General features: G+C 36.0%; 10 protein-coding genes. 4 read left to right on the plus strand and 6 right to left on the minus strand.

Annotated features, from left to right (window positions below; all coding sequences use genetic code 11):
• Positions 1–8 precede the first annotated feature (8 nt).
• Both AC4BC4_RS07120 and AC4BC4_RS07125 read right to left on the minus strand, forming a co-directional pair.
• Complete coding sequence (locus AC4BC4_RS07120; protein ID WP_490477233.1) at positions 9–1,811, minus strand: glycerophosphoryl diester phosphodiesterase membrane domain-containing protein; 1,803 nt, start codon at positions 1,809–1,811, stop codon at positions 9–11.
• Positions 1,812–1,903: 92 nt separating this feature from the next.
• Complete coding sequence (locus AC4BC4_RS07125; protein ID WP_438756159.1) at positions 1,904–2,503, minus strand: TVP38/TMEM64 family protein; 600 nt, start codon at positions 2,501–2,503, stop codon at positions 1,904–1,906.
• 290 nt (positions 2,504–2,793) lie between these two features.
• Between AC4BC4_RS07125 and AC4BC4_RS07130 the strand changes: the two genes are divergently transcribed.
• From AC4BC4_RS07130 to rplS, 4 genes are all read left to right on the plus strand, one after another.
• Complete coding sequence (locus tag AC4BC4_RS07130; RefSeq protein ID WP_438756158.1) at positions 2,794–4,161, plus strand: Nramp family divalent metal transporter; 1,368 nt, start codon at positions 2,794–2,796, stop codon at positions 4,159–4,161.
• A gap of 117 nt (positions 4,162–4,278) precedes the next feature.
• On the plus strand, positions 4,279–4,803 hold the full coding sequence (rimM, locus tag AC4BC4_RS07135; protein ID WP_490477234.1) for a ribosome maturation factor RimM: 525 nt from the start codon (positions 4,279–4,281) through the stop codon (positions 4,801–4,803).
• On the plus strand, positions 4,793–5,542 hold the full coding sequence (gene trmD / locus AC4BC4_RS07140) for a tRNA (guanosine(37)-N1)-methyltransferase TrmD (protein ID WP_490477235.1): 750 nt from the start codon (positions 4,793–4,795) through the stop codon (positions 5,540–5,542). The genes rimM and trmD overlap by 11 nt, the downstream gene beginning before the upstream one ends.
• A gap of 143 nt (positions 5,543–5,685) precedes the next feature.
• On the plus strand, positions 5,686–6,033 hold the full coding sequence (gene rplS, locus AC4BC4_RS07145) for a 50S ribosomal protein L19 (RefSeq protein WP_069644564.1): 348 nt from the start codon (positions 5,686–5,688) through the stop codon (positions 6,031–6,033).
• Between the two features lie 97 nt (positions 6,034–6,130).
• Here rplS and AC4BC4_RS07150 read toward each other — a convergent pair whose 3' ends face one another.
• The 4 genes from AC4BC4_RS07150 to AC4BC4_RS07165 all read right to left on the minus strand — a co-directional run bounded on the left by AC4BC4_RS07150 (position 6,131) and on the right by AC4BC4_RS07165 (position 13,472).
• On the minus strand, positions 6,131–7,435 hold the full coding sequence (locus AC4BC4_RS07150) for an ISL3 family transposase (RefSeq protein ID WP_490477236.1): 1,305 nt from the start codon (positions 7,433–7,435) through the stop codon (positions 6,131–6,133).
• A 326-nt stretch (positions 7,436–7,761) separates the two neighbouring features.
• Positions 7,762–8,670, minus strand: coding sequence for a LysR family transcriptional regulator (locus tag AC4BC4_RS07155; protein WP_490477237.1), 909 nt, complete (start codon positions 8,668–8,670; stop codon positions 7,762–7,764).
• A gap of 75 nt (positions 8,671–8,745) precedes the next feature.
• Positions 8,746–10,509 (minus strand): CocE/NonD family hydrolase, encoded by a 1,764-nt coding sequence (locus AC4BC4_RS07160; protein WP_490477238.1) that lies wholly within the window; start codon positions 10,507–10,509, stop codon positions 8,746–8,748.
• 545 nt (positions 10,510–11,054) lie between these two features.
• Positions 11,055–13,472, minus strand: a complete 2,418-nt coding sequence (locus tag AC4BC4_RS07165) for a hydroxymethylglutaryl-CoA reductase, degradative (protein ID WP_490477239.1) — start codon at positions 13,470–13,472, stop codon at positions 11,055–11,057.
• Between the last annotated feature and the right edge of the window lie 82 nt (positions 13,473–13,554).

Consider the following 13,554-nt stretch of genomic DNA (forward strand, 5'->3'; position numbering starts at 1 on the left):
TTGTTATTTTAACCAATCCCAATAACGAAATGAAATAGTTTATCTGAATAGGTGAGCTCATCTAAATCTGTTCGGATCGTCTCATTGAGTAATTTTAGTTCATCTGTAACAATACCATCTACACCATAAAACATCATGCGTGTCATAGTATCTTCATCATTCACAGTCCAAGCATAAACTTTCTTTCCGTCATTGTGTGCAGCATTGATAAAATTCCGATTCAAGGTTGTATATTCCATGGTAAAAAAATCTACATTCATAACAGGCGGTCCAACAATATTAAACGGGAGAATATACCCAACATAAAATTTCGGTTCTTGTTCTTTTAACTGAGTCGCTGTATCAAAAGTCAAAGTATGAAGAATATGTTTTTCAGTTAAAATAACCTTTCGATATTTTTCCGTAAATCGCTTAACTAAATCGGGACTATCTTGCGGTGTTGTTTTGATTTCAATCAATAATTTTTGATTTAATTCGCGTGCTTTTGCAAGGTATTCATCAAAAGAGCATACTTTAGCTTCCATACCATTTTCTTTTGCTGTCAATTGGGTCAATTCATCCAATGTAAGCTGATTGGGTCTTTTATTTACACCAGTCAATTTTTTTAAATTAAAATCATGCATCACAACAAACTGCTTGTCTTTGGTCTCTTGTATATCCATTTCTACATAAGTAGGATGTTCTAAACTAGTTTTTTCTAAAGCGGGCAACGTATTTTGAACGCCATTTGATGCATCAACACCTCGGTGAGAAATCGTTAGAGGTTCTGTGACAGATGGATTACTTAAATAATTTGTATTATAAGTACCAACACCAATGCCGAAGATTACTGCGATAAAAGCAAATAATCCAATTTTAAAGGCCGTCCATTCTTTTCTTGGTTTTTTGGGCTGATCAAAAAACCATTGTGGCAATCCGGGTAAAAAGCCTTCATCATCCATATAATCGATCGTGATATAAAAAACGCCTACTGTAGAAAAAACAATATTAAGAAGTAAAATAAATTGTAAAAGTGTCATGGCAATTACAGCACTGACCAAAGCATAACTAGGAATAGCTGTTTCAATAATTGCTTGGGCACTTAGGATCACTGTATAACTGATAACGAAAACTAAGAGGATACTCCCACCAATGACAATAAACTGCCCTAGAATTCTAAAAAAATGATTTTTAGTTGAACGCCAGCTTTCTTTAACAGCTTGGCGGAAAGGAACATCTCTTAAAATCATTTCAGGTAATGCAAAAATCAAACGAATAGATAAATAGAAGAATACTAAATAGACTAAAATCACTAAGGCAATGATTGTCACACGATTAGCGAAAATAAAGTCCATAATAAAAGCTGGAACTTTTATTTTTGCCAATAGATCTGAATTAAAACCTAAACCACTAAGTGGCAAAACAAAGAAAAAATAGAACAGGAAAAAAAGAATCGTACTAAACCGAATTTTTTTAAGTTGAAGAAATGTTCCTTTAAGTAAATTTGTTAAAGAAATTACTTCCTTTTTCTTTATAAAAAAAATACTCAAAAGTAAAAAGGTAAATTCAAAAAAGACAGCAACTACGATCGCTAAGAGGACAAGGATCAGCGCAATCAAAACACCAGGATGTTTTGAGAAGATGATCGGAATGGTATCATAAGATAAATAATCAATTTTCCCTTGTCTTAAAATGAAACGCGTTGAATTTGCTAAAAGCGGGAGAAGTACAAAAAGCATAAAGCCATGCATCAATAAAACATCGCGGAAATATGCCGATGTACCCGCAAAAAAATCAATCATATTTTTAAAACTACTCTTTAAATAGCGCATTTATTACTCCACTCCTATAAAACTAAAGTAAAAGAAGACAGGATACAGTTGCATCCTATCCCACTATAAGTTCTATTATATATTTTTAGACACTAAAAGCCTAGTAAACCGTTTAAAAATGTACCGCCATAAATCAAAGCTAAACTATATAAGAAGATTGAAACGGGTTTAGCTAAAATAATAATCAATGTAAATTTCTTTAGAGACATTTTTGTCAAGCCAGCCATTAAGCAAAGAGCATCATCTGGTGCGACTGGGAAAAAAATCGCTAATGCAAAGAGACGTTCAAAGCGTTTCTCATTATCAAGCCAACCGATATATTTATTGTACGTCTTATCACTGACTAAACTTAAGATAAACGGTTTTCCATATTGACGTCCCAAAACGAAAATAATTACAGACCCAAGTGCGATCCCAACATAATTATAGATAAATCCTGCAAAAGGACCAAATATTAGCACGCCTGCAGCACAACTGATACCACCTGGAATGATTGGAATTACGACTTGAATGATCTGGATCAACATAAACAGAATGGGTCCTAAGATCACTGAGTCACCGACTAATCCTCTCAAAGCATTAATATCTTTAAAAACACCTAATCGTACAAAATAAATCGTCACAGCAATTGTTGCGATAATGCCTACGATTGAAATAACGTTAATAATTTTCCTTGAAAGTGCGATGCTCATATCTATCATCTCCTTGTTAATAACTATCTCTAGTATAAAAGTCTTATCATTATTTTACCATTATTATTTATGCAAGTTCACGAACAAAGTTGTAAGAAGGAACTTGTTAGGAACATTATACAAAGATTTATCGCATAAAACATCATACTTTAGCCCTAAAATAAATAAATAACTGAGCATTTTCTATTTACAAGGTAGAATGAGAGGATTATAATTGTCTTAAAGATTATGGCGCACCTAAAAATATAATAATATAAACCTGATGATTTATAGTTGGAAGAAGGAGTAACATGAAAGAAAAGAAGAATGAAGCAGAAAAATTATTAAACTATGCCAATGGCCCCAGCTTAGAAGAAATAAATAATACGGTTGATGTACCGAAAAATGGAAGTTTTTTGCGAACATTGATGGCATATAGTGGCCCCGGTGCATTAGTGGCAGTTGGTTATATGGACCCTGGGAATTGGATTACATCGATTGCTGGTGGTGCAGAATACAAATACGCATTGTTGAGTGTCATTTTATTATCCAGTTTGATTGCTATGCTGCTTCAAAGTATGGCCGCTAAATTAGGAATTGTGACTGGAAGAGATTTGGCTCAAGCGACACGAGAACATACCAGTAAAAAGACAGGATTTGTTTTATGGATCATAACTGAACTTGCCATCATGGCCACGGATATTGCAGAGGTGATTGGTGGTGCAGTAGCACTACAATTATTATTTGGCTTCCCGTTATTGATTGGTGTATTGATTACAACATTCGATGTTTTATTGTTATTACTATTAATGAAACTTGGTTTTAGAAAAATAGAAGCGATCGTTGGTTGTTTGATCGCTGTGATCTTTTTTGTTTTTGCATATGAAGTCGCCCTTGCAGATCCAGCGATCGGTGAAGTGTTGCGCGGATTTATTCCAGATACGAAAATTGCAACTGACAAATCAATGTTGTTTTTGGCATTAGGAATCGTTGGAGCAACGGTCATGCCTCATAATTTATACTTGCATTCATCAATTGCTCAAGCAAGAAAATTTGATCGTAATGATGATGAAGAAAAAGCGAAAGCCATTCGTTTTACGATTTGGGATTCGAATATTCAATTGACTGTTGCTTTTATCGTTAATTGTCTGTTGCTGATTTTAGGTGGCGCTTTGTTTTATGGAACGAACAGTGATCTTGGCAAATTTGTCGATTTGTTTGACGCTTTGAAAAACCCTGATATCGTTGGGAATATTGCAAGTCCAGTTTTAAGTATTCTATTTGCAATAGCATTGCTTGCATCGGGGCAGAATTCTACAATAACCGGAACACTTTCAGGTCAAATTGTTATGGAAGGGTTTATTCACCTGAAAATGCCGCTGTGGATGCGTAGGGTTGTGACACGTTTGATTGCCATTGTACCAGTAATTATTTGTGTGATCCTTTATGGTGGTAGAGAATCAGCGGTAGAAGATCTATTGTTATATACACAAGTATTTTTAAGTATTGCGCTACCAATTTCAATCATTCCTTTGACCATGTACACAAGCAATAAAAAAATTATGGGTCGATTTGCTAATCCAATGTGGGTGAAAGTTTTGGCTTGGATCATTGCGATTGTATTGACAGCATTGAACCTATTCTTGATTTATGGAACGTTGACAGGTGTAAATAGTTAAAACAAAAAAGGAAAGCGATTCTTCGTTGAATGGCTTTCTTTTACGTATATATAATAGAATTCGGTCTACAGAAATGGTAGAATGATAAAGACTAAAATTTTGAAATGAGGGTTTTAAGTGACTGAATATTTAAATGTTGGAAAAATCGTCAATACTCAAGGCTTAAAAGGGGAAGTACGAATAATTTCTCAAACGGATTTTCCAGAACTACGCTATAAAAAAGGATCAGTTTTGACATTATTTCAAGAAAAAAAAGCGCCAATCGAAGTAACGATCAAAACACATCGAAAACATAAAAATTTTGATATTGTCACATTTGAAGATCATTTTTCAATCAATGATGTTGAAAAATATCGAGATGGGATTTTAAGAGTGTCAAAAGACGAGTTAAAAGATTTACCAGGTGATGAATTTTATTATCACGAAATAATCGGGTTGACTGTCATCGACGAAAATGACGAAGAACTTGGTAAAATCAAAGAAATTCTTTCACCAGGTGCAAATGATGTCTGGGTTGTTCAAAGACCAAAGAAAAAAGATGTCTTGATTCCTTATATTGAATCGGTTGTTCAGTCGATTGATTTAGAAAAAGGGATCGTTCGTGTAGAGATTCCAGAAGGTTTGATCGACGATGAGAATTGATGTATTGACGCTTTTTCCAAGAATGTTTGAAGGCCCGATGGGAGAATCGATCATTGGAAAAGCTGTGGAGAAAAATTTGCTAGAAATCAATGTTTCTAATTTCCGTGATCATTCGGATAATAAGCACCAGTCGGTCGATGATTATCCTTATGGTGGTGGAGCAGGAATGCTCTTAAAAGTTCAGCCGATTTATGATAACTTAAGAAGGATTGAAGAAGCATCGCCGAAAACTAAAAAACGTGTGATTTTGTTGGATCCGGCAGGAAAGCGATTTGACCAAAGCATGGCGGAAGAATTTTCCGAAGAAGAGCATCTAGTCTTTATTTGCGGTCATTATGAGGGCTATGATGAGCGTATTCGTTCTTTTGTGACAGATGAAGTTTCTTTAGGCGATTATGTCTTGACTGGCGGAGAATTAGGAGCAATGGTCATGATCGATGCAACGGTCCGTCTTCTTCCTGATGTTTTAGGGAATAAATTGTCTGCTCAAACAGATTCTCATTCAACAGGATTATTGGAACATCCGCAATATACACGTCCAGCCGAATTTAATGGAATGAATGTCCCAGAAGTCTTAACGAATGGCAATCATAAATTGATTGCTGAATGGCAATTGAAAGAATCCTTACGTAGAACCTATTTAAGACGTCCAGATATGTTGGAGATACTTGAACTTGATGATGAAATGAAAAAATTCCTTGCTGAAATCATTGAAGAGGAAAAGTCTGTCAATGAATAGAAAATAAGGGATCTTTAAAGAAAATTCCTTTACAGCATTGAATACCTATGTTAAACTATTTCAGTGAGTGCAAAGCGCTCAACTATTACGATATTCCGCTGTGGCAGTGTCCATAAGAATGTTTGGAATGAGGAGAAAAAAGAATGAATCCATTAATTCAAGAATTAACACAAGATCAATTACGTACGGATATCCCTGCATTTCGTCCTGGAGACACTGTTCGCGTTCATGCGAAAGTAGTCGAAGGAACACGCGAACGTATCCAATTATTTGAAGGAGTTGTTATCGGACGCCGCGGCGCTGGTATCAGCGAAACTTATACAGTACGTAAAATTTCTAACGGTGTTGGTGTGGAACGTACATTCCCATTACACACACCACGCGTTGCGCAAATCGAAGTAGTTCGTTATGGTAAAGTTCGTCGTGCGAAACTTTATTACTTACGTGCATTACACGGTAAAGCAGCTCGTATTAAAGAAATCCGTCGTTAAAAACTTGTTATTAATTAACAATGGCTCTTTGTCAACTAATGTTGGTGAAGAAAATCCAAAGAATTAAATCAATGATGAAGCCTAGAGGGAAATGCCTCTAGGTTTTTCTATTTGGTTGAAAAAGAACAGACCCAAAGCATAAAGTAATTCTCAATTTAAAATTATAGAAGTTACGGAAGCCGTAGGCATTTCTCTTTAATACTTTGATATGGTTATTCAAGCATTCTAACGGTCCGTTGGAATAAGGCAAATCCAACGCATTTTTAATGCCCGTTTGAACTTTTTTAAAGGTAGTAATTGTTGTTTGATAATAAGCTGGAAGCCTAGAATAATCTTGTTCTAATAACACGTGAAACCGTGTGTAATCTCTTGTTTGTATGGCATAGAGAAAATCCTGATAACAGGTATAGCCAGCTTTTAATTCTTCATCATAGGCAAGTAATCGATCCACGAGTTCGGTTTCTGTTAAATAAGCACGGAAGGAAGGACGCCATTGGCGTTTTTCAAAATGGAGCTTCGATTGATTCTTTTGAAGTAGTTTCCAGTATTTCTTCAAGTGACGGTATTTTTTTGCTTCTACAGATCCTTGATGGAGAAAGGTATTCATTCGTTGAATGCGGTGTTTTAAGAACGTTCGCCCAATGTGTTGCACAATATGAAAGCGATCAAGAACAATCTGAGACTTGGGAAATAGTTTCTTAATTAAAGAAAAATAAGGCGCATACATATCGCAAACAATGTATTTTACACCTTCACGAACAGATAAAGAAAATCGTGAGAAATAGCGTTCTAAAAAAGGCAACTGGCGGTTTTCAACGACATCGAGTAATTGCGTTGTTTGTCCATCCATCATAATGAAACTCATAGAGGCAGCGACTTGTTTCACTGATTTAAATTCATCAAAACAAAGAACTTCTGGCAAGATGAGTCGATTGATTTTTAGGGGTTCGTAAAACTGTTTCAATACGCGATAAACAGAGGAAACAGAGACCTTCTTTTGACGGGCAATTTCGGTCATAGACGAAGTGTTTCGTAGACGCTCGGCAATCGAAAGCTTAACTTTCTTAGAGATCGAGCAACACTTTTCGATAAGACTTGTTTCAGCGACAAAAGTTCTATCACAAGAATGGCAGAAGAAACGACGTTTCTTCAAGCGTAAGTATGTTTGGTATTCAGAAACATCATTCAGTAAAATCAGACAGGTTGTAAAGCTCCAACGAATAATCGATCCGTCTTCATGGGCACCACAATGAGGATAGGAGTGCGCTAAATAGTCCAACGTACCAGAAAACTCCTGGCAGATCCGTCCTTTAATGCGTTCTTTTTTTAAAGAATTTTCATTAAAAGTAATGTTTAAGTCTAGAATATCTAAGGTTTCTTTGATAAGATTTGTATAGGACATCTTGATTTCCCCTTTTGATTGGTTTTAGACGACTTAATTCTAAAGGATATCAGGGTGTCTTTTCTATTATTTTGCATTAAAAAAGATGCCGGTGATTGTTCACCAACATCAAAAAGTATAGAGCCTTAACAATGAACCCCTTGATTGTCAAGGGGTTTTATTTTTGTCTATTTACAAATGATAAATGTATGAGGTTTGAATATTCATAGTTTAAAACAGAATTCAAAACTTTTTTGAAAAAAATAACTTAAACAAGGAACAATACAAAAAAATAACTAACGTCCTTTGTTTAAGTTTATCAAAAAGTATTTTTCTTATCGTTTAAGTTAAAAATCCATTAAATCATTCTGTACAAACATAAATAACTTTTGAAGGAGATAATTTTCGTTCTTTGAATCAAAAGCAACGACAATATTTTGCTTTTTACTCTCATCTTTTAAATCGATAATTTTAATACGATATCGATCTTCTAATGTTCCATCATCCATCCCCGAATATAAAAAGGCTAATCCTTTACCAAGAGAAACCATAGAAAGCCCCTCATCAAGATCTTTCACATAAAAATCCACTTTCAAATTAAAGCCATTTTTGATCCCTTGGCTAATCACGTAATCGACAATAACAGGGGAGTGTTGTCTTTCAAGCAAGATGAACGTTTCTTGACTTAAATCAGCAAAATCCAACTCATGCTTATGACTTAATACATGATCAAAAGGGACCGCAATTTGTAAATGATTTTTCATGAATACCGCTTTTTCAATAGTTTGATTCGCTTGAAAATAAGTTGATAAATTAAAGACTAAATCATATTGATCAGTAGAAAGCCCATCAGCTAAATTCATGGGTGTATCTTGCTTCATTAAAAATTGAACATTAGGATGATTGCTTTTAAAACGCTCAAATAGCTCATACATTCTGCTCATATTGATATTCTGTAAATATCCAATTTTTAAAATTTGTGTTGTTTTATCAGAATTTATTTGCGGGTCGAACAGATGAGCTAAATGATCAACACGTTTTAAAACGTCACTAACTTCTGTCAAGAACTGTTCACCAGCGCTTGATAGCGTAAGTCCATGATTATGGCGAATAAATAATTCTACGCCTAATTCAGTTTCTAATTCTTGTATTCGTCTACTCAGAGTTGGTTGGGAAATATACAATTTTTCAGACGCTTTTGTAAAACTACCCTCAGTAGCAACTGCAACAAAATAATGTAAGGTCGTTAATTTCATTGTAGCTCCATTCAATTAAATATAGTTAATAGTAGCTTTAGTATAAAGTTCACGCATTCATTTAACAAGTTTTTCTTATAGTTTATTGATCGTTGGTAATTGCAGATAGGAAGCATACTCGCCACCAGTATGGAGAATATGGGTTCCTTTGTTATCAGGTGTACATCCTGGTGTGCCAGGCATCACTGATCCGAGTTCATCTTTGCTACTTACAACCATTCTTAATGTTTCACCAGCTTTATATGATAGACCGAGCGGACTTAATACGATATCAAGGTCCACAATTTCACCTTGTGATAGTTTTTCAACACGGTCAAAGCTATACGCAGGGATTTCGTCTGTTGTAAGCTTATTATCAAGATGACGCATTGATGCTCGAAGACGTCCCCAAGCGCCTTTATACCGTAAAGCTGAGGCACCTTCTTGGGTAAAATCTTGGAGTGCAGCGCCGTGATTTGGAATGACAAATTCACTTAAAACATTCCCGAATTTGTCTAATTTTTGAATCCAAACAAAAACATCCATATCCTCATAACCATCAACTTCCATGAAGAGCTTCGCTTTTGGATAACCAACAAAATCTGTGTCCTTATCGAAGGTCATTTGAAAGGAGGTGCGCCCTGGTAAACTTTCTGAAGAATATTTTACTGGGAAATCGTTTGATTCAGGATTTTCTTGTAAAGTACGGAATAGCCCATTCATGTAATAACGTTTGTTTTCACTAGCTAAAGGTGGGAAAGATTCAGAGGCTATGTCTGTTTGATTGCCTCCTTGAAAATCAATCAGAGAATAGCGAACGGCTGGCGTATTTGTCCAACCGTTGTCTTTTTCAAGTAAATAGTAATCAAAGAATCTGCGTAACTCTTCCGTATTCTTTTCATCATAATAATAAGGCCATTCTTGGCGATCGTGGATACGAAGCCATTTTTCTGATGAACCTAATGTGCGCCAAGAACGGAAGGTCCCCATCGTGTGTAGCGTATTCGAGTAGCTTGCGATAACAAAGGCGGGTACTGTAATTTTGCTTGGATCAGCAACTTTGTCTTGCCAAATTGCTGTATCAGCCAAAGGATAGGCGCTCATTTCTTTTAGTAAGTCTTCCCGTTTGGCACTTTTTGCACTGACATGATTTACTTGCAAGCGTTCAATAAAATTTTCATCAGGGATGCCACCAATAAAGGCAAGATCACGGTAAGCATCGGCAAGTCCTTCAGTAGGATTGATACACGTTAAGTGAGGAGGTGTTTCAGCCGCAATATACCACTGTGAAAAGGCTAAATAAGAGGTTCCTGTAAGAGCTGTTTTACCATTGGACCAAGCTTGAGAAGCTAACCATTCGATTAAATCATAACCATCCTGCGCTTCTTGAGAACCAATCATCGTTGTGTTGCCTTCACTATGAGCGATACCTCGCATGTCAGGATTACAAACAGCATAGCCATGCGCACACCAATAATCGGGATCAGGAGCCTCAAATTTGGTTAAGCCTGAGTTCCAGTGATTGCCCATACCAAGCATATTGAAAAGATTTTTATAACGAGGGGCTGTTCCAGCGCTTTTTCCATAAGGACTCCAAGCAATGAGAACAGGAACTTTGGCTTCCGTCACGGGTAAATAGATATCCGTGTAAATCGTGACGCCGTCGCGTAATTTTACTGGAACATCTTTTAATAGTTTAATATCATTCGTCAATGGTTTAAAACCTTCAGCAAGTTGTTGTCCTTTTTCTAAGATGATTTCTTTTGCTTCAAATGGGCTAAGTACGCCATGTTCGATACCGTTATCAATATAGTCAAAAGATGGACTAAAGCACATTTTTTCTGTAATTTTTGTAGTCATATAGATTCCCTCCAATTGTATAAAAAGATTGATTTACTAAGCAATTCAAATTATACAAGGCAATATTTTGGAAGTAAAATTGTATTTTTGGATACTTGACTCAAGAATATTTGTGCTATGCATAAAATGAATAGCGGGGGAATCAAGAGAAGTCGTATTTTACAGCTTTAAAATGAATAACCAAATAGGGAACGTAAGATAAAGCCTATGAAAAGTGAAAAAACAAAGTAAGAAAAAGTGATATACAAATACGTTTTTTCTCTAGTTGCTCTGTATTTAAATAATGAAAAAATACCCAAAATAAAGAAGATTATAGATAAAATCATGATCCTCACCTCTAAAATAATTTTAACAGGTTAAAATAAAAATGGAAAAAATTAAAGTACTAAGCGAAACTTGAAGAACAATAAATCGGAATACTATTTTAAAAATTGTAAAGAGAGCATAGAAATAAATCCTATAAGCAGCTGATTAATTTTAATAGGCAACTTATTTGTTTTTTCTATACTCTCTGTGATTCGATTAGATTATTTGACTAACATGTATTATTGTCTTAACTCCAGTAAAAATGTTGCGGCCTGTTCTTGATTCATAATACCATTCTTTAGTTTATCTGCGATGATTTCGATTTCTGATCCTTTTGCACCTATTGACATGGCTAAAGAGCGAGCTTGCATAGACATATGGCCTTGCTGGATTCCTTCTGTAACTAAAGCACGTAACGCAGCTAAATTTTGCGCTAAACCAACAGCAGCAATGACTTCTGCTAACTCTTTTGCATTGGCTACGTTTAAAATTGCTAAAGCTGCTTGCGCTTTAGGTAAGACACTGATGGCGCCTCCAACAGTTCCAAGAGCTAAAGGGATTTCAAGTGAGCCTTTCAGACCATTTTCTACAAGTGACCACTGACTTAATCCACGATAAGATCCTTTGACAGCAAACGCATGAGCCGCTGCTGCGACTGCGCGGGTATCATTTCCAGTCGCTAAAACTACAGCTTCAATTCCGTTCATGATCCCTTTATTATGTGTAGTAGCACGATAAGGATCTATTTGAGCAAATTGTGAGGCGGCAGCAATTTTTTCTGCAACTAATCTTCCAGACTCTAAATCACCTGTTTTACTTAGGCTAGTAAATGAAACCTCACAGGTTGCCTTCACTAAAGATTCTGTTGCGTAATTACTTAAGATACTAAATAGAATTTCATCATCAAACCATTGACGGAATAAATCAGCAACACCTTCTAAGATAGAATTGAGAATATTGGCCCCCATCGCATCTCTTGTATCAACAAGTAAATCTACAGATAAGTAGCTATCGTACTCTGGGAATTGACGGACTTGGATTCTTCTCAATCCACCGCCACGTTTTACGATAGAGGGATAACTTTTTTCTGCTTGAACAAAAATCTTTTCTGAAAGTCGATTGATTTTTTCTTCGATTAGCGCTGGGTTTGTAACATTCATAAAAACAATCTGACCTCGTAAAAGTCCTTCTGATAACACACTTTGAATGCTGCCAGAATTTCGTATCATCTTAGCTCCATTACTACATGCTGCAATGACAGAAGGTTCCTCGGTTGCCATCGGCACATAGTACTGTTTATTATTTACAAAAATATCAGGAACAATACCCATAGGTAAAGCCATTTCACTAATTTGATTTTCAATTAAATGATTCGCTATATCTTCATCTAAAGACATATTTTCTAACGCTTGTCTGTTCTCTATAGAAAGGTTCTCTTTTTCTTGTAAAAATGTCAAGCGTTGCTCTTTTGATAGTTGATAAAACTTTTTATCTGTTGTTTTTTTTTGTGGGCGTTCAATAAGTAAGGCAAGTCCAAGACCTCCACCGACGCAAAGGGAAGCGACTCCGTATCGACTGTTTGTGTCTTCTAATTGATGGGCTAAAGTCGCTACGATGCGAGTCCCAGAAGCACCAATTGGATGCCCTAAGCTAATGCCGCCACCCCAAATATTGAGTTTTTCATCAGGAATCTTCAATTCATTTTGAACGACGATAGAAGATGCCGCAAATGCTTCATTAATTTCAAACAGATCAATGTCTTCAACACTCAGATTGTTGCGTTTTAATAAGGAGTGAATCGCCTTGATAGGTGAAATTCCCATGATGCTTGGATCAATCCCAATTTCAGTTATATCTTTCACAATCGCAATATAAGGAATATCATGTCTTTCAGCGAACGATTTAGATGTGAGTATCATGGCTGAAGCAGCATCGTTGATTGTTGATGCATTGCCTGCTGTGACAGTACCATTTTCTTTGAAAACCGTTTTTAATGTACTTAGTTTCTCTAAAGTTGTATCTTTACGAACACCTTCATCTTGAGCAAAAATAGCACTATTGATCGTTAGGGGAACTATTTCTTTCACAAATTTTCCTGTAGCTTGTGCTTTGGCTGCTTTCATTTGTGATTGGACTGCAAAGGTATCTTGCATTTCTCTTGTCACGTTAAATTGTTCAGCGACATTTTCAGCAGTTAAGCCCATCGCTTTGCCACTGAATGCATCTGTCAAACCGTCTACCATCATAGTTGGCGCAGGTTTTGAATAGGTTTCTTCTTGTTTGTATGTGATAGCTGGAGCCTTTGTCATACTTTCTGTTCCACCGGCCAAAATAACATCCGCTTCACCCAATTGAATAGATTGTTTGGCTAAACGTATTGCTTTCATGCCGGATCCACAAACTTCATTTACAGTAAAAGCGGGTACTTCAAAGCTTAGTCCACTGTTGATTGCAATTTGTCTTGCTGGATTTTGTCCATTTCCCGCTTGTAATACATTTCCAAAAATGACTTGTTGTATGTGTTCAGCGGCTTTTTCGTTCCTTGTAAGTAACTCTTTTGTGACAGCTGTTCCTAATTCAACTGCAGATAATGACTTTAATTGTCCTTTATACTTGCCGATAGGCGTTCTTAAAGCGTCGATAATTACGATTTCCACGACGTCACCTCCAATATGAAATATACCATGGTTTGTGAAAAAAGAATACTCTATAATCTATAATAGAAAAACTTCTGAAATT

Source organism: Enterococcus sp. AMC1086 (genome assembly GCF_058216575.1).

Excerpts from the sequence above, each read along its gene's own strand:
- AC4BC4_RS07120 (WP_490477233.1), bottom strand. The coding sequence starts at position 1,811 with ATGCGCTATTTAAAGAGTAGTTTTAAAAATATGATTGATTTTTTTGCG.
- AC4BC4_RS07125 (WP_438756159.1), bottom strand. The coding sequence starts at position 2,503 with ATGAGCATCGCACTTTCAAGGAAAATTATTAACGTTATTTCAATCGTA.
- AC4BC4_RS07130 (WP_438756158.1), top strand. The coding sequence starts at position 2,794 with ATGAAAGAAAAGAAGAATGAAGCAGAAAAATTATTAAACTATGCCAAT.
- trmD (WP_490477235.1), top strand. The coding sequence starts at position 4,793 with ATGAGAATTGATGTATTGACGCTTTTTCCAAGAATGTTTGAAGGCCCG.
- rplS (WP_069644564.1), top strand. The coding sequence starts at position 5,686 with ATGAATCCATTAATTCAAGAATTAACACAAGATCAATTACGTACGGAT.
- AC4BC4_RS07150 (WP_490477236.1), bottom strand. The coding sequence starts at position 7,435 with ATGTCCTATACAAATCTTATCAAAGAAACCTTAGATATTCTAGACTTA.
- AC4BC4_RS07155 (WP_490477237.1), bottom strand. The coding sequence starts at position 8,670 with ATGAAATTAACGACCTTACATTATTTTGTTGCAGTTGCTACTGAGGGT.
- AC4BC4_RS07160 (WP_490477238.1), bottom strand. The coding sequence starts at position 10,509 with ATGACTACAAAAATTACAGAAAAAATGTGCTTTAGTCCATCTTTTGAC.